This is a genomic window from Rhizobium sp. BK176, from assembly GCF_024808055.1.
In genome coordinates this window covers 110,265-133,600 of sequence record NZ_JANUBV010000009.1, presented here as the reverse complement: position 1 = coordinate 133,600, position 23,336 = coordinate 110,265, and the positions used below count along the sequence as shown (strand labels likewise).

Genomic DNA, 23,336 nt, shown 5'->3' with positions numbered 1-23,336 from the left:
GGCTCAGATCTTCGCCAGCGATTGCTCGAGATCGGCGATGATATCCTTCACGTCCTCGATCCCGATCGAAAGACGAACGACATCGGGACCGGCACCGGCGGCGATCCTTTGTTCATCCGTCAATTGCCGATGCGTGGTCGACGCCGGGTGGATCACCAGCGAGCGCGTGTCGCCGATGTTCGCGAGATGCGAGAACAGTTCCAAACCCTCGACGAGAGTCTTGCCTGCCTCATAGCCGCCCTTGACCCCGAAGGTGAACACTGAGCCGGCACCTTTCGGAGAGTAGCGCTGCTGCAGCGCATGGTTAGGATCATCTTCGAGGCCCGCATAGTTCACCCAGGCGATCTTGCTGTGCGCCTTCAACCACGTTGCAACCGCGATCGCGTTGTCGCTGTGACGCTGCATGCGCAGCGGCAACGTCTCGATGCCCGTCAGGATCAGGAACGCATTGAAGGGCGAGATGGCAGGACCAAGATCGCGCAAGCCAAGCACGCGGCAAGCGATGGCGAATGCAAAATTGCCGAAGGTCGAGTGTAGCACCACGCCATTGTATTCCGGGCGCGGGCTGGAAAGCATTGGGTAGTTGCCGGATTTCGACCAATCGAAGGTTCCGCCATCGACGATCATGCCGCCCATGGAATTGCCGTGACCGCCGAGGAACTTCGTCAGCGAATGCACGACGATGTCGGCGCCGTGTTCGATCGGCCTAATGAGATAGGGGCTGGCCATAGTATTATCGACGATCAGCGGCAGGCCATGCTTGTGTGCAACCGCCGCGATCGCCGCAATGTCGACGAAGGTGCCGCCGGGATTGGCGAGGCTCTCGATGAAGATTGCCCGTGTCTTGCCATCGATCTGACTTTCGAAGCTCACCGGATCGGCGGAATCCGCCCAGCGAACCTGCCAGCCATAATTATCAAAGGCATGGCCGAACTGGTTGATAGAGCCGCCGTAGAGCCGCTTCGCAGCCACGAAGTTTTCGCCGGCACGCATGAGCGTGTGGAAGACGACCACCTGCGCCGCATGGCCGGAAGCAACGGCGAGTGCTGCGGTGCCACCCTCGAGCGCCGCGACGCGCTCTTCGAGTACCGCCTGGGTCGGGTTCATGATGCGGGTGTAAATGTTGCCGAATTGCTGCAAGCCAAAGAGAGCGGCCGCATGATCCGAATCGTTGAATACATAGGCGGTCGTTTGATAGATCGGCGTGGCGCGCGCGCCGGTCGCGGGGTCCGGCTGAGCTCCCGCATGCACTGCCAACGTATTGAAACCCGGACCGTTCTTGGCCATGAAGCCCTCCCCTTCGGTTGATCGAATGGCGGCGAGCATAGCCGACGGTCGCGAAAAGTTAATCGCGTTCTATTTCAACCCAGGCACGTTATTTGAAAAATCCACCCACTCAGCCGATAAGCCGCGGATATTCGATGGCCGGGCAGCGATCCATGACGACCTTGATGCCGGCTGCCTCAGCCTTTGCCGCTGCCGCGTCATCGCGGACGCCAAGTTGCGCCCATATCACCTTCGGCCGCGGGTTCATTGCCAATGCCTCGTCCACTACGCCTGATAGATATTCCGAGGCCCTGAAGACCTCTACCATGTCGACTGTTCCAGGGACGTCGGCCAGCCGGGCGTGAACCGGCTGGCCCTGGATCTGCTTGCCTGCCTGCCCCGGGTTCACCGGGATGACTTTGTATCCCCTGGACAGCAGATACCCCATCACGCCGTTACTCGGTCGGGCGGGATTGGGCGAAGCGCCCGTCAGGGCAATGGTCTTCACGGAACGCAGAATGTCGAGGATGTAGTCATCCTCATATCTATCGTGATTCAAGAACGTCGACCTCCAATAACAATCGCGTTTACGTGGCAATTCGCTGAAACCACCAGCTAGTTTGCGCGTATATAGGAACTAGGGCTCCTAAGGAGGTAGTTTCCATGAAAAAATTCGTTGTTGTAATCGCCTTCGTCATGGCGGCCTCTCCGGCGCTTGCAATCTCCCGATATAATTCGCTCAGTATCAGCTGCCAGGCGGCGCGCGCCTCGATCCATAACGAGGGCGCGGTGATCCTCCGGTATCCGTCAAAGCGGGTGAGCGGCATGACGTTGTTCGACCGTTACATTCGCGACAGCACCTATTGCGACGCCCACCAATATGCTGAATGGACGACCATCCCGACGAAGAACAACCCGAGGTGTCGCGTGCTGAATTGCCAGAATATCGACAACTTTGACGGGATGTTTCTCGCCCCTTATAACACGCTATGAAACAGCATGGCTCCAGAGCAAAATCATGATCCACGAGCCTGCGAATACAATCGCGCCCGGCGCTTACCCGTTTAGGGATCGACCGATTCCGTGACGGCTTTGTCACACTGTTGTAAAATTTGCGGCGACCCAGCTTCGCGCACCATCATTGTTCTATGTATATCCCGTATATGTTCGCATATGTTCACGCGTATGTTAGAGACGCCTCATAGTTGAAATGACGGCTGGGCGATGAATACCTCTGGTGTACGTTCCTCTTTTTGGTTGGGGGCCACACGGCATCTTCCGGTTGCCGCGGGGCGCAGGAGCTGCTCGAACGCTATTCATCACGTCATCGAACGGGATTGCTTTTTGCCAACAGCCGCGTAACAAGCATCCAGCGATCAGTTTTCACACCATTTGGTGGTTTTTTGCCTCTCCACATCATCCTACTCGTTCTGTTTGGTGCTCTGCTGCACGCAACCTGGAACGCCATGATCAAGGCGGGCACCGATAAGTCGCTGGATGCAAGCCTGATATCGGCTGGCGGGGCAGTCTGCGCGCTTCCGTTTCTGCTGTTCCTGCCGTTGCCGAATTCGGCCGCATGGCCCTTCATCGGCGCTTCGGCTATTCTGCAGTTCGTGTATTTCCAGCTCGTCGCCGGCGCCTATCGCGCGGGCGATATCGGCCTTGTCTATCCGCTCATGCGCGGGTGCGCGCCGCTCCTGATTGCGGCCACCAGCGGTTTCATCCTGAACGAAACGTTGTCGACAGGTGCCCTCATTGGCACGATGACGATCTGCGCCGGCATCCTGACACTGGCCTTCGAAGCACGAAAAGGCGGCGGGCACGCCATCCGGCTGGCCCTAGCGAATGCCTGCGTGATTGCGACCTATACCTATGTCGACGGAATCGGCGCCCGCATCTCCGGCAATGCGGTGTCCTATACGCTATGGATGTCGCTGCTACCGCCGGTACTGCTATTCGCCTGGGCCATCGTCAAGCGCGGTAGCGTCGCAGTCGCCGTGCATGTCCGCTACAACTGGTGGCGTGGTCTGATTGGTGGCGGCGGATCTATCGCCTCCTACGGTCTCGCGCTTTGGGCGATGACCAAGGCGCCGGTTGCGACCGTTGCCGCGCTGCGCGAGACGTCGATCCTCTTTGCGCTGCTTATTTCCGTGATCGTGCTGAAGGAAAAGGCCAGCCCGTGGCGCTATCTCGCCGGCGCGATCATCGCGCTCGGCGGGCTGGTCCTGAAACTCGGCTAGCTATTCGCCCGTCCACTGCGGCATGCGCTTGGAAAGGAAGGCTCCGATTCCCTCTTCGGCATCGGCCGTCAGCATATTGTCGACCATGACCTGAGCGGCATAGCTGTATGCCTCCTCGATCGGCATTTCGAGCTGGCGGTAGAATGCCTCCTTGCCGATCTTCAGCGTCAGCGGCGATTTGCTTGCGATGACGGAGGCATATTTGGTGACGACCTGAGTCAGATACTGCTTCGGCACGATGCGGTTCACGAGCCCGAAATCCTTGGCGGTCGAGGCGTCGATCGTCTCACCGGTAAGCAGCATTTCCATTGCCTGCTTGCGATGGGCTGCCCGCGAGACTGCCACCATCGGTGTCGAGCAGAACAGGCCGATATTGACGCCGGGGGTGCAGAAGGTCGCCGTATCGGTGCAGATCGCCAGATCGCAGGAAGCGACAAGCTGGCACCCGGCAGCCGTTGCGAGGCCGTCGATCTCGGCAATGACAGGTTTTGGCAAGCGTGTGATCTCCAGCATGAGATCCGCAGCCAGCGCAAAGGTTTCCTCAAAGAATGCCTCGCCGTTGTCCTCATCGGCGCGATGCGCGGTCAATTCCTTGAGGTCGTGGCCGGCAGAAAAGACATTGCCGGTCGATGCGATGATGACCACGCGAACGGCAGCGTCTTCGGCGGCGCTCTGCAGTTCACCGATCAGGGTTTCCATGACGGCGATCGAGAGCGCATTCGCAGGCGGATTGCTGAGCGTCAGCCGCAGCACGCCATCGCTCAATTGCGGGATGACGAGCGCACCCTCACCCGCTTTGCTCGGGTCCTTCCGAAAGGATACGACTTCGGCCATGGTCTAACTCCCTGCATTGTTCTTTCGTGCTAATTGTTCTGCCACAGGCGACAAGCAATTTCGAGGCAAACTCATGCAGCCAATCATGACGATCGATGAGCTTCACCGTTTTTTGGACACGGATTTTCCTCAGATCCACACAGACGGGCGCGTGTTCACGATCACTGCGATCAGCCCAGGTAGCGTCTCGATGCGGCTCGACCCCAGCGAAAGGCATTTGCGACCCGGCGGCACCGTATCCGGCCCCGCCCTCTTCACCTTGGCGGATGTGACAGCCTATGCGGCAGTGCTCGCGCATATCGGACCGGTGGCTCTGGCTGTTACCACCAATCTCAGCATCAATTTCCTGCGCCTGCCAAAGCCAAGACCGACGACCTGCACCTGCCGAATTCTCAAGCTCGGAAAGCGGCTCGCGGTCATCGAGGCATCGATTTTCCAGGAAAATGCGGATGAGCTGATCGCCCACGCAACCGCCACTTACTCGATTCCGCCCCGAGAAATATGAGGTAACATGATACCACACGTATAACATATTGATTTTGCTTTAATATTTTTACGCTCTCGCGATCCATCGTCATTGACCGCACAGCCCTTTGTCTTTATACACACCGCCAGAAATGCAGCCTTTCCGGGCTGCTTTCTTTTTGGTGCGTCTTCGGCCCACCAAACCAAGCAACAAGAAACGCCCTCTCGCCTTCGGGCCGAGGGATCCAAAAGAGAGTAACTACTATGGCAACTTTCTCCCAGAAGCCTGCAGAGGTGGAGAAGAAGTGGGTCATCATCGACGCCGAAGGGCTGATCGTTGGCCGTCTCGCTTCCATCATCGCTATGCGTCTGCGCGGCAAGCACAAGGCAACCTTCACTCCCCACGTTGACGACGGCGACAACGTCATCGTCATCAATGCCGACAAGGTCGTATTCACCGGCAAGAAGTACTCCGACAAGGTTTACTACTGGCACACGGGTTACGCCGGCGGCGTCAAGGAGCGTACCGCTCGCCAGATCATCGAAGGCCGCTTCCCGGAGCGCGTTCTCGAGAAGGCCGTTGAGCGCATGGTTCCGCGTGGTCCGCTCGGCCGTCGTCAGATGAAGAACCTCCGCGTCTACGCTGGTTCAAACCATCCCCATGAAGCACAGCAGCCTGTCGCTCTCGACGTCGCCAAGCTGAACAAGAAGAACGTAAGGAGCGCCTAAGAATGGCTGACCTCTCCTCCCTGAAGGATCTCGGCACGGCTACCGAAGCTTCGGCTCCGGCACACGTCCGTAAGGTCGACTCGCTTGGCCGTTCCTACGCGACCGGCAAGCGCAAGAACGCCGTCGCCCGCGTATGGGTCAAGCCGGGCTCCGGCAAGATCATCGTCAACGGCAAGGAATTCGCGGAATACTTCGCACGCCCGGTTCTGCAGATGATCCTGCGCCAGCCGATCGTTGCTGCTGCCCGCGAAGGCCAGTTCGACATCGTTGCAACGGTCGCCGGCGGCGGCCTTTCCGGCCAGGCCGGTGCTGTTCGCCACGGCGTTTCCAAGGCTCTCACCTACTTCGAGCCGGGCCTGCGCTCGGTCCTGAAGAAGGGTGGCTTCCTGACCCGCGACAGCCGCGTCGTTGAACGCAAGAAGTACGGTAAGGCCAAGGCCCGCCGTTCGTTCCAGTTCTCCAAGCGTTAATCGCTTCGGACTATGGAAATGCGAAGGCCGGGCTCTTGCCCGGCCTTTTCTTTTGGCCGCCGCTTGAAGCCGCTCGTTCCCTTGCCAGTTCTACCGCATTCCAGGCGCTTCAAGCGCGTGCCAAGGGAGGCAGGAATGACCAAGCAAGCAATCTATGTCGAACTGAAAGCAAAGTCCGGCAAGGAAGAGGAAGTGGCCGCGTTCTTGAAAAGCGCGCAGGCACTTGTCGAACAGGAACCCGGTACGGTGACGTGGTTTGCCGTTCGGTACGACCAGAGCACGTTTGCCATCTTCGATGCGTTCAATGATGAGGCCGGTCGGCAAGCACATTTGAACGGCAAGGTGGCCGCAGCGCTGATGGCACGAGCGGCTGAACTGCTTGCCGAGGCGCCGCAACTGAAGACTCCCGAAGTGCTGGCGGACAAGCTGCCACGGTAAAACCAGCTTGGCCGAGCGACCGGCACCGTTTTGGCCTTTCGGTTTGAGATTCGTTTCTGGTAGGCATAGGCACAGCACACCCCTCAAGGAGCATCTCTTGGCCAACAAGTCGATCGACCACGCCTTCACGGCAACGAGCCTGACATCGGCAGCCACCGACCCGACCTTCGCCGGAGCGCTGTCGTTCATGCGACGTCGCTTCACCAAGGACCTGACTGGCGCAGATGCCGTTGTCTGGGGCATCCCCTTCGATGCCGCGACCTCCAACCGGCCCGGAACACGGTTCGGGCCGCAGGCGATCCGGCGCGCCTCGGCGATCTTCGACAACGACCCGCAATATCCCTTTAACCGGGATCTCTTTGCCGAGATGGCCGTCATCGACTACGGCGACTGCCTCCTCGACTACGGCAACCACCCCGAGACGCCCGCGGCAATCGAGCGGCAGGCAAAGACCATTGTCGACAGCGGCGCCTTCATGCTGACCCTTGGCGGTGACCATTTCGTCACCTGGCCGATCCTGAAGGCGCATGCAGCCAAGCACGGGCCGCTGGCGCTCGTCCAGTTCGATGCTCACCAAGACACCTGGTTCGACGACAACAGGCGGATCGACCATGGCTCGTTCGTGGCGCGGGCTGCGCGGGACGGCATCATCGATCCTGACAGGTCGATCCAGATCGGTATCCGCACGCATGCGCCAGAGGATTTCGGCATTCATATTCTTTATGGTCATCAGCTTGAAGAGATGAGTGCGAGCGATATCGCCTCGACGATCATCTCGCATACCCGCGGTGCGCCGGCCTATCTGACCTTCGATATCGACTGCCTTGACCCTGCCTATGCGCCCGGCACCGGTACACCCGTATCCGGCGGCCCCTCGAGCGCCAAAATTCTCTCGGTTCTGCAGCGTCTGCACCAGTTGGACATCAGGGGCGGCGACGTCGTTGAGGTGTCACCGCCCTATGACCACGCGGATATCACTGCCATTGCGGGGGCGACGGTCGCGATGTATATGCTTGGCCTACATGCCGAGCGCCGCGCGAGCGCGTCACACGGCTGACTCATCCCTCTTACAAAATGATTCCGGACTTCTTTCTAACCTATTGAAAGTGTGAGCGAGACAATGGCACCGAAGATCTTCATCGATGGCGAACACGGCACGACGGGCTTGCAGATCCGCACGCGCATGGCCGGCCGTCGCGATGTCGAACTTCTGTCGATCCCGGAAGCCGAGCGTCGCAACGCCGCGATGCGCGAGGATATGCTGAACAGCGCCGATGTCGCGATCCTCTGCCTGCCGGATGATGCTTCGAAAGAAGCCGTGCAGATGGTCTCCGGCAACAACAACGTGCGGGTCATCGACACCTCCACCGCCTTCCGTGTCAATCCTTCCTGGGCCTACGGCTTTGCGGAGATGGACAAGGAGCAGGCCGAAAGGATCAAGGAGGCGCGCTTCGTCGCCAATCCGGGCTGCTACCCGACCGGTGCGATCGGCCTCATTCGGCCGCTGCGCGCCGCCGGCATCCTGCCCGATGGCTATCCGGTCACCGTCAACGCAGTTTCCGGCTACACCGGCGGCGGCAAGCAGATGATCGCTCAGATGGAAGATCCGAGCCGCGACGATGCGATCTCCGCTCCGCACTTTCTTTACGGATTGACGCTGACGCACAAGCACGTGCCCGAGATGAAGATCCACGGTCTTCTGGACCGCGCGCCGATCTTCTCCCCGTCCGTCGGCAAGTTCCCGCAGGGAATGATCGTTCAGGTGCCGCTGCATCTCGACGATCTTGCCGAGGGCACGACGCTCGAAGGCATCCATGCCGCTCTTGTCGCCCACTATGCCGGCCAGGAGATCGTGACAGTTGTGCCGCTGGACGAGACCCGCAAGCTGCCCCGCATCGATGCAGTCGAGCTTGCCGGCGAGGATACGATGAAGCTCTTCGTGTTCGGCACGCCCGGTGCTTCGCAGGTCAACCTCGTTGCTTTGCTCGACAACCTCGGCAAGGGTGCGTCGGGTGCTGCCGTCCAGAACATGGACCTCATGCTCGCCTCCTAATTTCGGAACCAATCGATGTCGTTTGATACGCTGCTGGCGAGCACGAGCGCGTGGTTTGTCGCCGCCTTGCCGGATCACGGCATTCTGTCGCTCATTGCCATTGCCTTGATTGCCGGGCTTGCGCGCGGCTTCTCCGGATTCGGTGCAGCGCTGATCTTCGTTCCGCTGGGTGGAGCCATCATCGGCCCAAAGCTGATCTCGCCAGTCCTGCTTGTCATAGACGGACTGGCAACGCTCGGTATGATCCCACCTGCCTGGCGCAGCGCTAACCGCCGTGAAGTCTTCACGATGGCTGCAGGCGCATTCCTTGGCGTACCGGCCGGGACGGCGACGCTCGCCTTGATGGATCCACTTTCACTGCGCTGGGCGATTACGGCAGTTGCCGTTTGTCTGCTCGCACTACTTGTTTCCGGTTGGCGCTACCACGGCGAACCACGAATGCCGCTCACGTCCCTGACAGGTCTCATTGCGGGCCTTTTCAGCGGCGCAGCGCAGCTCGGCGGGCCGCCGGTCGTTGCCTACTGGCTCGGCGGCAAGACCGATTTTGGCCGGGTCCGCGCAAACATCATTCTCTATTTCGCGATTTCAACTTGCTTCAGCGTCGTCAGCTACTACTTCGGCGGACTTTTCGTTGACGCCGTCTTTGCACTGACCATTGTTATCCTGCCGAGCTACGCCATCGGCCTCTATGCCGGCTCGAAGCTGTTTGGGCTCGCCAAGGAGAGCACGTTCCGGACGATCTGCTATCTGCTGATCGCGGCCTCCGCCATATTGGGAATGCCAGCGCTCGACGAGATCCTGCGATAGCTCGACGCCCTCGAAGCGATAAAGCCGCGCTGTGGTGCAACCATCGTTGATCAAAATTCGTCCGCCCCCTAAAGTCACCAGTGACCTTTGGGGGAGCGCGCATGAGTGCCGTTGTCTTTTTTGGCATTGCCTTTGTTGGCGGGACGATCGTCGTAACGCTCAGCTTTTATTTTCTGATGCGTCTGATCATGGGCGGCGATCCGACCGGTAAGGACAGGGAACTTGCCGGCGCCGTCGTCATGCGCATCTCGTCATTGCATGCGCTCATCCTCGCTCTCGTCTTCGCGCAGGAGATGATCGAGTATCAGCAATTGAAGTTCGAGAGCGTCACCGAAGCGAACGCCATTGCCGATATATATTTCGATGCCAACCGTTACGGCGCCGACGATAAAGCCGCCCCCATCCAGCAAGCGCTCTTCGAATACGTGCAGATCGTTGTCGATGAAGAATGGCAAATGCTTGGACGAACCGGGCAGCTCTCTCCGACGGCTTGGAACAAATGGGACAATGTCTACCAGCGGGTGCTCGACCTGACGCCAACCAACGCGCGTCAACAAAGCATTCGCGAACACATGCTGATCGACGTCCACAGCATCGCTGAGTCACGGGATAAACGCGAAAACAGCGGCACCGACTCCATCAGCAGCATCTTCTGGTTCGCAGCAGTCTCGGGCGTTGTGTTCATGGCACTCGGCTACTATCCATATCCGCCCGATGCACGAAACCTGCTGCTGCTGTCGGTGCTCGGCGCGTTCACAGGCATCATCCTCTTCTTCATCTACGCGTTCTCTGACCCGTACAATCCGCCGGCTACCCTGAAGCCGACGGCGTTCGAACGCCTGCTCGACGAATTGGCGACACCACCCGCCTCCGGATAGTGCGACCGTCCATTGCTACCGAGCCAGAAGCGGGGACCGCGTCCTGACGACCAGCGTGTCTCCCGGACCGTGGACGGCAGCAAATAGCAATCCGGCCAGGAAGGTGAAGTGATCGATAAAGAAGCCAAACTCTGCCTGATTGCCACTCCAGTGGCTCGGGCCGTGGAACGCAAAGGCCAGAAACACGACGTAGATACCCGCAAGGAAGGAAGCTTCCGAAAAGAAGGCTCCCGTCAGGAAGGCCAGCGTCAGAGCCAGTTCGAAGAAGGCCGCCACCCACGCCAGAAAAAGCGGGAATGGAAAGCCTGCCGCAGCGATATAGCTTGCGGTGGATTGCATATCCATGAACTTGAAGCTCATGGCCATCGCGAAAACGGCGCCAAAGATCAGTCGCGCCAGCAGAACTGCAAATGTCTTGCTCATGTCATCTCTCCCCCGGCCGAAGCCGTTCAGCAAAATTGTCGAGGCTTCCGGCTACCACATCAACTCTGGGCGATGCCTTCAGCCTTCGCCCAAAGGACGCCGCCGGATGCTCCCATCCGACAAGCCGCGAGCATTATTTCTTCTGGCGAGCCGACACTGCGTCATGTCAGGCCCAAGCCAAGTGATCGGCCAGCACGTCTTCAATGACTTGCCAGGACTTCTTGATGTCTGCGGGATTTGCGCCCGCCATGCCGGCGGCGACTATCAGGGCCTTCCACAACGTCCAACCGCGGCCCCTCGCCCAGGTGCCCGGATCCAGCGCACGGGCTTTGCGAAAAACCTGCCGGCTCTCTCCCGCAAAGAGGTGCCAGGTGATTGCCAGGTCGCAAGCCGGGTCGCCGACGCCGGACGTCCCAAAATCGATGACGGCATCGAGCCGTCCGTCCTTGACCAGAAGGTTGCCGTAAGCAATGTCACCATGGAACCAGACCGGCGCGTTCTGCCATGAAGTCGACAGCGCGAATTCCCAGACCTCCGTTGCAGCTCGTGTATCGATCCTGCCATCCAGGCGAAAAAGCGCTTCGCGCGTTTGCCCGTCGTACACATCCAGCGATCCGCCGCGAAAGAAGTTATGCGGGCCGGGCGGCGGTCCTCCAGTCGCGTCTGCTGCCTGCAGTGCATCGAGGAAGCCGGCCAATGTGCCGGCGAATTCTTTCAGGTCGTCAATGCGTTCCACCAGCGCCGTCTCAACATCACGCCATTCATAGACGGACCATGGCCACGGGTAGCTCTCGTCCGGCCGTCCCATCGCCAGCGGCACGGGTATGGGCAACGGCAGCTGCGATGCAAGGATCGGGAGCCATTGCTGCTCCTTGGCGACCTGATCGGCGTAGTGAGCAGCGCTCGGCAGCCGAACCGTCATGCCGGCGCCCAGATGAAAGGTCCTGTTGTCCCATCCGCCAAACTCAACCGGTCTGATTGGCAGAGCGGACCATCTTGGAAATTGCGTGGCAATCAGCCGACGCACCAGTGCCGTATCGATTACCGGGGCATCCATTATCCTGGCACTCCTTCTACGGGCATATTGTTCGGGTTTCGCCGCCGAGATCAACCATCGGTTTGCCTTCGGCTCCTCCGACGTTGAATCAAGTTCCTAAGAGGATGATTCGGAATCTTGCGACAACTATCTGCAATTTCGGGAATTTTATCTGAAGCGGTCAGCTTTGGCCTGCCCCCTTCCTTTATGTGATTTCTATATGTCCGCGCTCGCAGCCGAATGGAATTCCTACCGTGAGCGGCGTTAGCCTTCCCAGGAAATGCGAAGGTTGAATGCCATGCGAGACTTCATGCTATCGAACGCTCCAATCGCCCGCCCGCGACGCACGACACCGAAACGGCAAATGCGCGAACGACGAACCGCTCAGGCGCTGGTGCTGTTCGGCCTCGTGCTAGCCGCGGTCGAACTCTACGTCATCCTCGGCAGCTTCTGAGCAGAGTATGCCCGCAGACAGAACATTGCGCCTCGGCCCCACAACGACGGCGCTTGTCACACCGTTTCGGGAGGGAGCGGCCGATCTTTCCACGCTGGAGCAACTCGTAGAGTGGCAGATCCAAAGTGGCGTTGACGGGCTTGCGGTCTGCACACCGACCGGCGAAGGGGCGACGCTCACCAGAAGCGAGCGCGCCGCAGTTATCCTTACCTGCGTCCGGGTTGCCGCTGGGCGTGTTCCCGTGATTGCAGCAACCGGTACAAATGCGACCGCAAGCACGATCGCCTTGACACGCGATGCCGAAGAACTGGGTGCGGCGGCGGCCCTCGTCACGCTACCCTACTATTCAAAACCGGGTCAGAAGGGGATCGCCAGTCACTTCGCTCAGCTTGCCTTCGCAACCAGCCTCCCGCTGATCGTCGAGAACAATCCGCTCCGCACGGCCATCGATATGACGTTACCGGCGCTGAAAGCCCTCGCCGATATCCCGTCAGTCATCGGCTTTCTCCTTGCCGACGGCAGCGGCGCTGCACGTGCCCTGCCGCCGGACTGGCGTCAGCGTTTCTTGCTTCTTTCCGATTGCGACGCAACCGCACGATCCTTTCTGAGCACAGGCGGCAGCGGCGTCATCTCCGCCGGCGCAAACCTGTACCCACGTCTCTATGCGTCGTTGCAGCAGGCGGCCTGCGGCGGCAATCTGCCGGCTGCGCGCTTGCTCGAGGACAGGTTGGCTCCGCTAACAGCCGTGTTGGGCGCAGATGCAGACCCAGCTGCGATCAAACACGCCCTGCAGACCTTGCGGTTGATTGATCCGGAGGTTCGTCTGCCACTCCTCGCCGTCGATGCTAACGAGAAGCAGTCGATATCGCAAGCCATGCTGCGCGCTTCCGATGCTCACGATTCGTACTTATCTATATGATATTTTTATATTTTCTCCTATCAAGACCAATGGAAGACGCATGCGGGTGCCATTAGCTTCATGCATGTGGCACTGCCCCGAGGGGCAGAAGACAATTCGAAAGGAAAATCGATGCCTTCTCTTCAATCTGCTTTCAAAATCGAGCCTCTCCAACGTCAAAGTTCAGCACGCTTTACCATTGGCCAGGATCGAAACGGTCGCTGGGTCGTACAGGACCGTCAGGGGCTCGTTGGAGGCGTATTCATCAGCGAGCACGCCGCCCGTCATTTTGCAGCAGACGAGTGTGATCATCACCCCGAGCAGATCTGCCGCGCAGCCGATGGCATTATCTTGCCGTTCACAGCGCTCGACCGCGGCGACAACGATATCCACTAATACGACCTTCGCGGCGGCGGGCTGCTGGCTCGCCGCAAGACGGCAAACGCTTCCTTAACTGCAATGGCCTATGGTGCAGGCAGAGACGAGCCACGCCACAGACCGATGCCGAAACCGAATTTCCGCTTTACCCACTACGATCTGAATGAACAGCGCGCCGGGACGATCATCGAGGTGACGTTGAACGCCGTTGCGAACGTGCGCCTGATGACGGCGCCGAACTATCAGCGCTTTACCGAAGTCCTCGACTTCAAATATGTGGGCGGTGTCGCGCGGAAATCTCCCATCCGCCTTTCCATTCCCGATAGCGGCCACTGGCATCTCGTCGTGGACATGGAAGGCCATCACGGCCTGGCGGAATCGGCCGTAAAGCTCGTCGCGCCTGCGGGGCAGATGCGCGCTTCCTGATCAGCGCTGATTGCGCTCTTTCCTGAGCTTCGCCCACCATTCAAGCCGCTTGCGGATATCCCGTTCGAAACCGCGCTCCGGCGGATCGTAAAAGGTCTGCCGGCCCATCTTCTCCGGGAAATAGTCCTGGCCGGAAAAGGCGTCCGGTTCATCGTGATCGTAGCGATAGCCCTCGCCGTAACCTTCCCCCTTCATCAGCTTCGTGGGGGCGTTCAGAATATGCTTCGGCGGCAGGAGCGACCCATTCTGCTTGGCAGCCATCGTCGCAGCCTTGAAGGCCGTGTAGACCGCGTTCGACTTCGGCGCGGTTGCCAGATAAACGCACGCCTGCGCCAACGCCAGCTCGCCCTCGGGCGAGCCGAGGTAGTCATAGGCATCCTTCGCGGCATTGCAGATCACTAGCGCTTGCGGATCGGCAAGGCCGATGTCCTCGACCGCCATGCGGACGAGACGCCTCCCGAGGTAAAGCGGATCTTCGCCCGCGTCGAACATGCGAGCGAGATAGTAGAGCGCGGCGTCGGGGTCGGAACCGCGAACAGACTTGTGCAGTGCTGAAATGAGATTGTAGTGGCCATCCTGGGCCTTGTCATAGACGGGCGCGCGGCGCTGTACGATCCGCGTCAGGCCCTCGGTGTCGAAGGTTTCTGTCTCTCGCGCAGCGCGCCATACCTCCTCGGCAAGCGTCAGCACGGCGCGACCATCCCCGTCTGCCATTCGCAGCAGACTTGCCCGCGCATCGTCCGTCAGCGGCAGCGCTTTTCCTTCCGCCGCCTCTGCGCGCTTCAGCAACTCCAGGAGACTGTCATCGTCATGCGACTTGAAGGTCAGCACACGTGCGCGCGACAGCAACGCCGCGTTCAGTTCGAAAGAGGGATTCTCGGTCGTCGCGCCGACGAGGATGACGGTGCCGTCTTCCATTACCGGAAGGAAGCTGTCCTGCTGTGCCCTGTTGAAGCGATGGATCTCGTCGACGAAGAGGAGCGTCTGCCGGCCGTCCATCCGACGCAAACGCGCCGCCTCGAATACCTTCTTGAGGTCCGCCACACCGGAAAAGATCGCCGATATCTGCTCGAACGCCAGGCCGGCTTCACCCGACAGCAACCGGGCAACGGTCGTCTTGCCGGTTCCGGGCGGTCCCCAGAAAATCATCGAGCCTAGCGAACCGCTCTCGATCATCCGCCGCAACACGCCGTCCTCTCCGGTCAAATGCTCCTGACCAGTGACCTCCGAAAGCGAACGTGGCCGCAGGCGATCTGCGAGAGGCCGCCGATTGGCGACCTCTTCAGGAATACGGGGTGCAAAGAGGTCATCGCTCATCGGAAGAACTGTCGGATGCGCTGACCATCGCGCTCGATCTCAACGCGCCAGAAGTTGGGATCTTCGTCGGCGATCGCCGCGAGTTCCTTGGTGGTCTTCACTTCCGCACCATTGATCGAAATGATGATGTCCTTGGGCTCAAAGCCGAGACGGGCAGCAAGGGAGTCCTCCGTGACTTCGGAAACCACAACGCCGGTCGATTCCGAGGGCATGCGCAGTTCGTCCGCGACGCGAGGCGACAGGTTTTCGACCACGGCGCCGGTAAAGGGCGTACGGCCGCCAATCGTGCGCTGATCGCGCGGGGCGGTCTCAGGGGCTCTGTCGAGCGCAAGGGCGATTTGTTGCTCGCGGCCGTTCTCCACCACAGTCAATTGCACCGATTTGCCGAGACCGGCTGTCGTCAGGCGATAGAGAAGCGCGTCCGGGTGCTCGACCGGAATGCCATCGACGGCGGACACGATCTGCCCTGCCTTCAATCCGGCCTTTGCCGCCGGGCTGCCGTCTGTCACCTTGACGATGAGGGCGCCGCGCGCCTTGTTGAGCCCGAGCGCTTCGGCAACCTCGGATGTCACCGCATCGAACGTGGCGCCGACATAAGGCCGCTCAAACGACTTCACGCCGGCATCGGCCGAGGCGAGGAATACCTTGACGAGATTGGCAGGAATCGCAAAGCCGATACCGTTTGAGCCGCCACCGCGCGAGAAGATCGCCGTGTTGATGCCGATCAGCTCGCCCTTCATGTTCATCAGCGCGCCGCCGGAATTGCCGGGGTTGATCGACGCGTCAGTCTGGATGAAGAAGCCGAACTCGTTCTTCACGACCTGGTTGCGCGCCAGGGCCGAAACAATACCGCTCGTGACTGTCTGGCCGACGCCAAATGGGTTGCCAATCGCCAGCACCAGATCACCGACCTCGACGGCATCGGAATTACCAAGCTGGAGCGTCGGGAAGGTTTCCTTCGTATCGACCTTGAGAACGGCGAGGTCGACCCGGTCGTCTCTCAAGACGACCTTGCATGGAAACTCGCGTCCGTCGGAGAGCGCGATCTTGATATCATCTGCGCCTTCCACGACGTGGTTGTTGGTAACGATCGTGCCGTTCGCCTCAACGATGACGCCCGATCCCAGTGAAGATTGCTTCTCGCTGCGGTTCGGCATCTGCTGGCCGAAGAACTGCTCGAAGAAGGGATCGCCGGCAAAGGGAGATTGTCGGCGCACTGTCTTCTCAGCATAAACGTTCACCACCGCGCCGGCTGTCTGCTTGACGAGCGGCGCAAAGGAAAGCTGCATTTCCATCTGGCTCTGCGGCACGGTCTTCGTGGTTTGAGCGTTGGCGGAAACCGGTAGCGCGATCACCAGAGCCAGGAAAGGCAGGGCTGCGCGCTTCAACAGGTCATGCATGGATATTCCTTCTGAAATTCTCTTGTGAAGACGTTGTAACGCCGGACGCTAGAAAGGAAAGAGGGCGGAAGCATGGAAGAATGAGGCAGCTCACGAACTGCTGAACGCAGTTGCCAAATTGATTCAGGAACGGCTGGTATGCATCTGATATCAAAGCTCAAAGCATGGGCAAAGTCACTGAAGCGTGACATCGTTGCGCTGTGGCTTGCCGCGCGCGACCCACGTGTCCCTTGGCCTGCCAAGGCTGTCGCCGGTGCGGTCGCGGCCTACGCCCTTTCGCCGGTCGATCTGATCCCCGATTTTATACCTGTGCTCGGATACCTCGACGATTTGGTGATCGTACCGCTTGGCATCATGCTGGCCATTCGCCTCGTTCCAGCTGATGTCATGGAGGACCTGCGTACGAGGGCGGCAGCGCGCCTCGGCCGGCCGTCGAGCCGCCTCGGCTTGATCTTTATCCTTGCCCTATGGGCATGCTGCATCATCTTCGTCGTGACGGCTCTTTCCGGCCGGATCGTCAGCAAATAGGAACCTATGCATGATGCAATCTCGCAAGCTCCCACTCCCGATAACCGCCCTCGCCCTGTTGATGTTACCGGGTTTGGCGCAAGCCGCGAGTTTCGACTGCGATGCAAAAGAGTTGAAGCCGGATGAGAAGATGATCTGCGAGAACCGCGCGTTGAACGACGCGGATGTCAAGATGGTCACGACATTTGACCTGTTATCCGGACTGATGGCGATGGGCTCACGCGGTACGCTGCAGGACGAGCAGACAGCCTGGCTGATGAAGCGTCAGGAATGCGGACCGGACGCTGCCTGCTCAAGGCCGCCTACGACGAGCGCCTGAAGCAGCTGGACGAGACCTACAAAAAAATAAACCGGCCGCTTTAGCGACCGGTTTATTTCACGTTCCTTTTGAACAAGAAGCTCAGCGGCTGCCGAGATCACGCACCGCGCCGCGATCGGCGCTAGTTGCGAAGGCTGCGTAAGCCTTCAGCGCGGTCGTGACGTTGCGCTTGCGGTGCTCGGCTGGATGCCAGCCCTTCTCCTCCTGCTCGGCGCGGCGGTTCGCCAGCTCCTTGTCGTCGACGCGCAGGCTGATGATGCGGTTCGGGATGTCGATGTCGATCATGTCGCCTTCGCGGACCAGACCGATCGTGCCGCCGTTTGCCGCTTCCGGCGAAACGTGACCAATGGACAGACCGGAGGTGCCGCCAGAGAAGCGGCCATCAGTGATCAGCGCACAGGCCTTGCCCAGGCCCTTCGACTTCAGGTAGCTCGTCGGATAGAGCATTTCCTGCATGCCTGGACCGCCCTTCGGGCCTTCGTAGCGGATGACGACGACATCGCCAGCGACGACTTCGTTCGACAGGATCGCCTTCACGGCTGCATCCTGGCTCTCATAGACCTTGGCTGGGCCGGAGAACTTCAGGATGGATTCATCGACGCCTGCCGTCTTCACAATGCAGCCGTCGAGCGCCAGATTGCCCTTCAGAACCGCCAGTCCGCCGTCCTTCGAGAATGGATGCTCGACGGAGCGGATGACGCCGTTTTCGCGATCAGTATCCAGTTCGTCCCAACGCGCTTCCTGGCTGAAGGCAACCTGGGTCGGAATGCCGCCGGGGGCCGCGCGGTAGAACTTGCGGACGGTCTCGCTGTTGGTGCGGGTGATATCCCAACGGTCGATCGCATCGCCGAGCGTTTCGGCATGGACGGTCGGGCAGTCGCGGTTAAGAAGGCCGCCCTTATCGAGCTCGCCCAGGATCGACATGATGCCGCCAGCGCGATGAACGTCTTCCATGTGGACGTCACTCTTTGCCGGGGCGACCTTGGAGAGGCACGGAACGCGACGCGACAGCCCGTCGATGTCGGCCATCGTAAAATCGATCTCGCCTTCGTGTGCGGCCGCCAGGATGTGCAGGACGGTATTCGTCGAGCCACCCATGGCGATGTCGAGAGCCATGGCGTTCTCGAACGCTTGCTTCGAGGCGATCGTGCGCGGCAGGGCCTTGACGTCGTCCTGCTCGTAGTAACGGCGGGCGAGATCGACGATCAGGTGACCGGCTTCCACGAACAGACGCTTGCGATCGGCGTGCGTTGCCAGCGTCGAGCCGTTGCCGGGCAGCGACAGCCCGAGCGCTTCGGTTAGGCAGTTCATCGAATTGGCGGTGAACATGCCCGAGCACGAGCCGCAGGTCGGACAGGCAGAGCGTTCGATGACCTTGACGTCCTCGTCGCTGACCTTGTCGTCGGCAGCGGCAACCATTGCATCGACGAGATCGAGCGCATGGGTCTTGCCGTTCAGCACGACCTTGCCGGCTTCCATCGGACCGCCGGAGACAAAGACCGTCGGGATGTTGAGGCGCAGCGAGGCCATCAGCATGCCGGGCGTGATCTTGTCACAGTTCGATATGCAGACCATGGCGTCGGCGCAGTGGGCGTTGACCATATACTCGACGCTGTCGGCGATCAGTTCGCGCGAGGGCAGCGAATAGAGCATGCCGTCATGGCCCATCGCGATACCGTCGTCGACGGCGATCGTGTTGAATTCCTTGGCAACACCACCGGCGGCTTCGATTTCGCGGGCCACGAGCTGGCCGAGATCCTTCAGGTGGACGTGGCCGGGCACGAACTGGGTGAAGGAGTTCACCACCGCAATAATCGGCTTGCCGAAGTCCGAATCCTTCATGCCCGTTGCGCGCCAAAGGCCGCGCGCACCCGCCATATTGCGGCCGTGGGTCGTGGTTCTGGAACGATAAGCTGGCATTGGTGTATTCCTTGCGTGTCGGAAATCGTCGGCGATGCGGGACGCTGAAGCGTCCAGGCTATCGCTGCTTTTGCAATCGTCGTAATGCAAACGGTGTTGGCTGTCACTACCGGGAAGGCCGAAACCGGTACGCCTGCGCTGCCGGGTGCATCGACCATATACGGTCGGAACAGTGGTTTTGTTACAGACTATTCCATCAAACAGCGTACACAAAAAGTTGGCTTTCCGCAGCCAGGCCAGTAGGCATAAACAATGATCCAAAGACGCATTCGATGCGTTGAAGGTTTATACCGAGCTCTCATGCTCAGGAGGTTTCCGATGCCAGCCTACCGTCCCCCCAAGATCGCCTCCTCGGAGATTACACCGCAGCAGGTTTATCTGAGGCGTCGCGAGTTCCTCGGCGCCGCAACACTAGGCGCCATGGCGCTTTACGGCGCCGGCAAGGCCAGCGCTGCGGCACTATCGGTCATCGACAGCAAATATACGGTTGACGAGAAGGCGACGCCGCTCAAGGACGTGACGACCTACAACAACTTCTACGAATTTGGTCTCGACAAGGGTGATCCGTCCGCGCTCTCCGGCGACTTCAAGCCGCTGCCCTGGACAATCAAGGTCGACGGCATGGTCAACAAGCCGGGCACGTTCGATATCGAAGCGCTGATGAAGGAATTCCCGATCGAGAACCGCACCTATCGGATGCGCTGCGTCGAGGCGTGGTCGATGGTCATTCCGTGGGACGGCTTCCCGCTCGCTTCTCTACTCAACAAGGTGGAACCGCTCGGGAGCGCAAAGTACGTCGCCTGCGAAACCGTCGTACGCCCAGACGAGATGCCGGGGCAGAAGGGCATCTTCCAATCGCTCGACTGGCCTTATGTCGAGGGCCTGCGGCTCGACGAGGCTCGCCACCCGCTGACGCTGCTCGCCGTCGGTCTTTATGGCCAGACGCTGCCGAACCAGAACGGTGCGCCGATCCGCTTGGTCGTGCCGTGGAAATACGGCTTCAAGGGCATCAAGTCGATCGTTCGAATCACGCTGACGGACAAGGAGCCGAAGAACACCTGGCAGGTGACCAATTCGCAAGAATACGGCTTCTACGCCAACGTCAATCCGGAGGTCGATCACCCGCGCTGGAGCCAGGCGAGCGAACGGCGCATCGGCGAAAGCGGCTTCTTTGGTGCGAGCCGCCACCCCACGCTGCCGTTCAACGGATACGCCGACGAGGTCGCAAGCCTCTATAGCGGCATGGATCTGCGGAAGAACTTCTGATGGCAGTTTTTTCGTTCAGTCTTCCAAAGCGCTGGCAGTCGGCCTCTGTCTGGGCTCTCTACGCTCTCGGACTGCTGCCTGCCGCCTGGACCTTCTATCTCGGCGCCACCTATCAGCTGGGCGCTGACCCGGTGAAGACGTTCGAGCTGTTCCTCGGTCTCTGGACGATCCGCTTCCTCATCCTGACGCTGGCCGTCTCGCCCGCGCGCGACCTGCTCGGATGGAACTACCTTCGCTATCGCCGCGCTCTAGGACTTCTGACCTTCTACTATGCCCTGATGCACTTCACGGTCTACATGGTGCTCGACCAGGCACTCGATTTCTCTGCGGTCGTGAACGATGTGCTAAAGCGGCCCTTCATCATGTTCGGCATGGCCGGGCTTGCCTTGCTCGTTCCGCTCGCGGTGACGTCCAACAACTTCTCGATCCGTCGCCTCGGCCCGAACTGGGTGCGGCTGCACCGCCTCGTCTACATCATCGCCGCCGCTGGTGCCGTGCATTTCGGGCTTTCGACGAAGATCCTCGACCTCGAGCAATACATCTATGTCGGCCTGATCATCATGCTCATCCTCTACCGCTCGTGGCGGCCGATTGCGCGCAGCCGCAAACGCGGTCAGGGACGCGAACGCACCCGGGCAGCGGCAACCGTCTCGTGATCCTCCACACGCTGCGGCCGCCCTCGAGGCGGCGGGCCAGCAACCAGTTAGACGTCCGTGGCTGGCTGATTGATCATCGCTTCGATGTTGTAACCGTCGGGATCGAGGACGAAGCAGGCGTAGTAGTCGGGCGTGTACTGCGGTCTTGGGCCGGGGCCACCGTTGTCCTTGGCGCCGGCCGCAAGTGCAGCCTGGTAGAAAGCGTCAACTTCCGCCTTGTTGCGTGCACGGAAGGCCACGTGCAGGCGCGTAAAGGGTGGCGGCGTGTCTGCCTCCTGGATTTCAAACAGCCCACCGTCGCCAACATCGAAGGACCAAAACGCGCCCTCCTTCCCGAATGAGAGCTTGTGGCCCAATGGGACAAGAGCTTGTTCGTAGAACAACTTGCTCTTTTTCAGATCACTAACGGCAATGGTTATGTGGTCGATCATTTTGCACGCTCTTCGAGACGCTGACAGCGACGGCGAGCCTAACCCTGATGCGAAATTCATTCAACAGACGCGCGCCCACAAACGAAAACAGCCGGGCTTTGCAGCCCGGCTGTTTTGCTTCCGGCGAACCGAAAAGGATTAAGCGGCTTCAGCTGCTGCAGCTTCGGCTTCAACGCGAGCCTTGTCGGCTGCGCCCTTGGCGTACGTGTCGCGATCAACGAACTCAACGACTGCGAGAGCAGCGTTGTCGCCCTGGCGGAAGCCAGCCTTCATGATACGCAGGTAGCCGCCGTTGCGGGTTGCGTAGCGCGAAGCGATCGCGTCGAAGAGCTTCGCAACGACAGCGGCGTCGCGGATCTGCGAGATCGCCTGACGACGAGCGTGCAGGTCGCCGCGCTTGCCGAGGGTGACGAGCTTTTCAACGATCGGGCGGATTTCCTTTGCCTTCGGCAGGGTCGTCACGATCTGCTCATGCGTGATGAGCGAAGCCGCCATGTTGGCAAACATTGCCTTACGGTGGCTAGCGGTTCTGTTCAGCTTGCGGCCGGCTTTACCGTGGCGCATTGCTATTCTCCTTCACTTGCAGGCATCCGCCTGCCGTTTGAATGTTAGTACTGGTCTTCGTAACGCTTGGCGAGATCTTCGATGTTCTCGGGCGGCCATGCCGGCACTTCCATGCCGAGGTGCAGGCCCATGGAAGCGAGAACTTCCTTGATTTCGTTCAGCGACTTGCGACCAAAATTCGGTGTGCGGAGCATTTCTGCTTCGGTCTTCTGAATGAGGTCGCCGATGTAGACGATGTTGTCGTTCTTCAGGCAGTTTGCCGAGCGAACAGACAGTTCGAGTTCGTCCACCTTCTTGAGGAGCGCCGGGTTGAAAGCGAGTTCGGTGACTGCTTCCTCTTCGGTTTCCTTCTGCGGCTCGTCGAAGTTGACGAACACGCCAAGCTGATCCTGCAGGATGCGAGCCGCGAAAGCGACGGCATCTTCGCCGGAGATCGAACCGTCGGTTTCGATCGTCATGTTCAGCTTGTCGTAGTCGAGAACCTGTCCTTCGCGGGTATTTTCAACCTTGTAGGACACCTTCTTGACCGGCGAATAAAGGCTGTCGACCGGGATGAGACCGATCGGAGCATCTTCCGCGCGATTGCGGTCGGCCGGAACGTAGCCCTTGCCGTTGTTGACGGTGAATTCCATACGGATTTCGGCGCCCTCGTCGAGCGTGCAGATGACATGCTCGGGGTTGAGGATTTCGATATCACCGACGGTCTGGATGTCGCCAGCCGTTACAACGCCCGGGCCCTGCTTGCGCACGACCATGCGCTTTGCGTCATCGCCATCCATCTTGATGGCGATTTCCTTGATGTTGAGGACGATGTCCGTGACGTCTTCGCGGACGCCCGGGATCGACGAGAACTCATGCAGCACGCCATCGATCTGCACGGCCGTCACTGCGGCACCGCGCAGCGAGGACAGCAGAACGCGGCGCAGCGCGTTGCCGAGGGTGAGGCCGAAACCGCGCTCCAGCGGCTCTGCTACGAGCGTCGCCTTGGTGCGCGAGCTCGAAGAGAACTCGACCTTGTTCGGCTTGATCAATTCCTGCCAGTTTTTCTGAATCATATTTTTGCCTTCCGTTCGTTACCACCATCCAATCGTGGCAACCGAGCTTGAGAAGCACCGGGAGCGAAAAGCCGCTCACCGGTGT

Annotated in this window: 27 protein-coding genes and 1 pseudogene; 16 read left to right on the top strand and 12 right to left on the bottom strand. The window is 59.9% G+C overall.

All coding sequences use genetic code 11. The annotated features are described in order from the left end of the window. Positions 1–3: 3 nt before the first annotated feature. Both FHT76_RS24650 and FHT76_RS24645 read right to left on the bottom strand, forming a co-directional pair. Entirely contained in the window at positions 4–1,287 is a 1,284-nt protein-coding gene (locus FHT76_RS24650) for an O-acetylhomoserine aminocarboxypropyltransferase (RefSeq protein ID WP_259185931.1), read from the bottom strand. Positions 1,288–1,396: 109 nt separating this feature from the next. After that, a complete protein-coding gene (locus FHT76_RS24645; RefSeq protein ID WP_183859230.1) occupies positions 1,397–1,825 on the bottom strand; it encodes a CoA-binding protein in 429 nt (142 codons plus the stop codon). A 104-nt stretch (positions 1,826–1,929) separates the two neighbouring features. Between FHT76_RS24645 and FHT76_RS24640 the strand changes: the two genes are divergently transcribed. After that, the gene (locus tag FHT76_RS24640) at positions 1,930–2,259 is read left to right on the top strand and encodes a hypothetical protein (protein WP_259185929.1); all 330 of its coding nucleotides are present in this window, start codon (positions 1,930–1,932) and stop codon (positions 2,257–2,259) included. Positions 2,260–2,669: 410 nt separating this feature from the next. Then, complete coding sequence (locus FHT76_RS24635) at positions 2,670–3,506, top strand: DMT family transporter (RefSeq protein WP_259129401.1); 837 nt, start codon at positions 2,670–2,672, stop codon at positions 3,504–3,506. On the opposite strand, the gene FHT76_RS24630 is transcribed toward FHT76_RS24635, so the two are convergent. Continuing rightward, positions 3,507–4,340, bottom strand: coding sequence for an enoyl-CoA hydratase (locus FHT76_RS24630; RefSeq protein WP_183859236.1), 834 nt, complete (start codon positions 4,338–4,340; stop codon positions 3,507–3,509). Between the two features lie 73 nt (positions 4,341–4,413). On the opposite strand from FHT76_RS24630, the gene FHT76_RS24625 reads away from it, so the two are divergent. The 8 genes from FHT76_RS24625 (at position 4,414) to FHT76_RS24590 (ending at position 10,180) form a co-directional block, all read left to right on the top strand. Continuing rightward, a complete protein-coding gene (locus FHT76_RS24625; protein WP_183859238.1) occupies positions 4,414–4,845 on the top strand; it encodes a PaaI family thioesterase in 432 nt (143 codons plus the stop codon). A gap of 224 nt (positions 4,846–5,069) precedes the next feature. Then, positions 5,070–5,534 (top strand): 50S ribosomal protein L13, encoded by a 465-nt coding sequence (gene rplM, locus FHT76_RS24620; protein WP_259185928.1) that lies wholly within the window; start codon positions 5,070–5,072, stop codon positions 5,532–5,534. Positions 5,535–5,536: 2 nt separating this feature from the next. After that, positions 5,537–6,004: a 30S ribosomal protein S9 gene (rpsI, locus tag FHT76_RS24615; protein WP_183756858.1), complete on the top strand. Its 468-nt coding sequence runs from the start codon at positions 5,537–5,539 to the stop codon at positions 6,002–6,004. Positions 6,005–6,139: 135 nt separating this feature from the next. Continuing rightward, entirely contained in the window at positions 6,140–6,442 is a 303-nt protein-coding gene (locus FHT76_RS24610; RefSeq protein WP_183859240.1) for a putative quinol monooxygenase, read from the top strand. A 97-nt stretch (positions 6,443–6,539) separates the two neighbouring features. Next, positions 6,540–7,499 (top strand): agmatinase, encoded by a 960-nt coding sequence (gene speB, locus FHT76_RS24605; RefSeq protein WP_183859242.1) that lies wholly within the window; start codon positions 6,540–6,542, stop codon positions 7,497–7,499. 63 nt (positions 7,500–7,562) lie between these two features. Beyond that, the gene (gene argC / locus FHT76_RS24600; RefSeq protein WP_183859244.1) at positions 7,563–8,495 is read left to right on the top strand and encodes an N-acetyl-gamma-glutamyl-phosphate reductase; all 933 of its coding nucleotides are present in this window, start codon (positions 7,563–7,565) and stop codon (positions 8,493–8,495) included. Positions 8,496–8,510: 15 nt separating this feature from the next. After that, positions 8,511–9,302, top strand: a complete 792-nt coding sequence (locus FHT76_RS24595; protein WP_183859245.1) for a sulfite exporter TauE/SafE family protein — start codon at positions 8,511–8,513, stop codon at positions 9,300–9,302. A gap of 101 nt (positions 9,303–9,403) precedes the next feature. Further along, a complete protein-coding gene (locus tag FHT76_RS24590) occupies positions 9,404–10,180 on the top strand; it encodes a DUF4239 domain-containing protein (RefSeq protein ID WP_183859247.1) in 777 nt (258 codons plus the stop codon). Between the two features lie 15 nt (positions 10,181–10,195). Here FHT76_RS24590 and FHT76_RS24585 read toward each other — a convergent pair whose 3' ends face one another. Next, entirely contained in the window at positions 10,196–10,603 is a 408-nt protein-coding gene (locus tag FHT76_RS24585) for a DoxX family protein (protein WP_114712294.1), read from the bottom strand. A 166-nt stretch (positions 10,604–10,769) separates the two neighbouring features. Continuing rightward, positions 10,770–11,660, bottom strand: coding sequence for an aminoglycoside phosphotransferase family protein (locus FHT76_RS24580; protein ID WP_183859249.1), 891 nt, complete (start codon positions 11,658–11,660; stop codon positions 10,770–10,772). Positions 11,661–12,100: 440 nt separating this feature from the next. Here FHT76_RS24580 and dapA point away from each other — a divergent pair, with 440 nt between their 5' ends. Continuing rightward, positions 12,101–13,012: a 4-hydroxy-tetrahydrodipicolinate synthase gene (dapA, locus tag FHT76_RS24575; RefSeq protein ID WP_183859251.1), complete on the top strand. Its 912-nt coding sequence runs from the start codon at positions 12,101–12,103 to the stop codon at positions 13,010–13,012. 162 nt (positions 13,013–13,174) lie between these two features. On the opposite strand, the gene FHT76_RS41425 is transcribed toward dapA, so the two are convergent. Continuing rightward, the gene (locus tag FHT76_RS41425; RefSeq protein WP_183859253.1) at positions 13,175–13,384 is read right to left on the bottom strand and encodes a hypothetical protein; all 210 of its coding nucleotides are present in this window, start codon (positions 13,382–13,384) and stop codon (positions 13,175–13,177) included. A 108-nt stretch (positions 13,385–13,492) separates the two neighbouring features. Here FHT76_RS41425 and FHT76_RS24565 point away from each other — a divergent pair, with 108 nt between their 5' ends. Next, positions 13,493–13,795, top strand: coding sequence for a DUF1883 domain-containing protein (locus FHT76_RS24565; RefSeq protein ID WP_016553576.1), 303 nt, complete (start codon positions 13,493–13,495; stop codon positions 13,793–13,795). Here the strand turns inward: FHT76_RS24565 and FHT76_RS24560 are convergent, their stop codons facing one another. Beyond that, on the bottom strand, positions 13,796–15,112 hold the full coding sequence (locus FHT76_RS24560) for a replication-associated recombination protein A (protein ID WP_183859255.1): 1,317 nt from the start codon (positions 15,110–15,112) through the stop codon (positions 13,796–13,798). After that, positions 15,109–16,512 carry a DegQ family serine endoprotease gene (locus tag FHT76_RS24555; RefSeq protein ID WP_259185927.1) on the bottom strand — a complete coding sequence of 468 codons (1,404 nt, stop codon included), beginning with the start codon at positions 16,510–16,512 and terminating at the stop codon, positions 15,109–15,111. The genes FHT76_RS24560 and FHT76_RS24555 overlap by 4 nt, the downstream gene beginning before the upstream one ends. Before the next feature lie 138 nt (positions 16,513–16,650). Between FHT76_RS24555 and FHT76_RS24550 the strand changes: the two genes are divergently transcribed. Together FHT76_RS24550 and FHT76_RS24545 are read left to right on the top strand one after the other, a co-directional pair. Then, on the top strand, positions 16,651–17,040 hold the full coding sequence (locus FHT76_RS24550) for a YkvA family protein (RefSeq protein WP_259185926.1): 390 nt from the start codon (positions 16,651–16,653) through the stop codon (positions 17,038–17,040). Positions 17,041–17,101: 61 nt separating this feature from the next. Then, positions 17,102–17,403 (top strand): annotated as a pseudogene (locus tag FHT76_RS24545) (lysozyme inhibitor LprI family protein). A 37-nt stretch (positions 17,404–17,440) separates the two neighbouring features. Here FHT76_RS24545 and ilvD read toward each other — a convergent pair. Next, a complete protein-coding gene (gene ilvD / locus FHT76_RS24540) occupies positions 17,441–19,279 on the bottom strand; it encodes a dihydroxy-acid dehydratase (RefSeq protein WP_259185925.1) in 1,839 nt (612 codons plus the stop codon). 318 nt (positions 19,280–19,597) lie between these two features. On the opposite strand from ilvD, the gene msrP reads away from it, so the two are divergent. Continuing rightward, complete coding sequence (gene msrP / locus FHT76_RS24535) at positions 19,598–20,545, top strand: protein-methionine-sulfoxide reductase catalytic subunit MsrP (RefSeq protein ID WP_259185923.1); 948 nt, start codon at positions 19,598–19,600, stop codon at positions 20,543–20,545. Beyond that, complete coding sequence (msrQ, locus tag FHT76_RS24530) at positions 20,545–21,201, top strand: protein-methionine-sulfoxide reductase heme-binding subunit MsrQ (RefSeq protein ID WP_259185922.1); 657 nt, start codon at positions 20,545–20,547, stop codon at positions 21,199–21,201. The genes msrP and msrQ overlap by 1 nt, the downstream gene beginning before the upstream one ends. Before the next feature lie 47 nt (positions 21,202–21,248). Here the strand turns inward: msrQ and FHT76_RS24525 are convergent, their stop codons facing one another. From FHT76_RS24525 to FHT76_RS24515, 3 genes are all read right to left on the bottom strand, one after another. Continuing rightward, positions 21,249–21,632 carry a VOC family protein gene (locus tag FHT76_RS24525; RefSeq protein ID WP_183756873.1) on the bottom strand — a complete coding sequence of 128 codons (384 nt, stop codon included), beginning with the start codon at positions 21,630–21,632 and terminating at the stop codon, positions 21,249–21,251. 138 nt (positions 21,633–21,770) lie between these two features. Continuing rightward, a complete protein-coding gene (rplQ, locus tag FHT76_RS24520) occupies positions 21,771–22,196 on the bottom strand; it encodes a 50S ribosomal protein L17 (RefSeq protein ID WP_183756874.1) in 426 nt (141 codons plus the stop codon). A 44-nt stretch (positions 22,197–22,240) separates the two neighbouring features. After that, positions 22,241–23,251, bottom strand: coding sequence for a DNA-directed RNA polymerase subunit alpha (locus tag FHT76_RS24515; protein WP_007787729.1), 1,011 nt, complete (start codon positions 23,249–23,251; stop codon positions 22,241–22,243). Positions 23,252–23,336 lie beyond the last annotated feature (85 nt).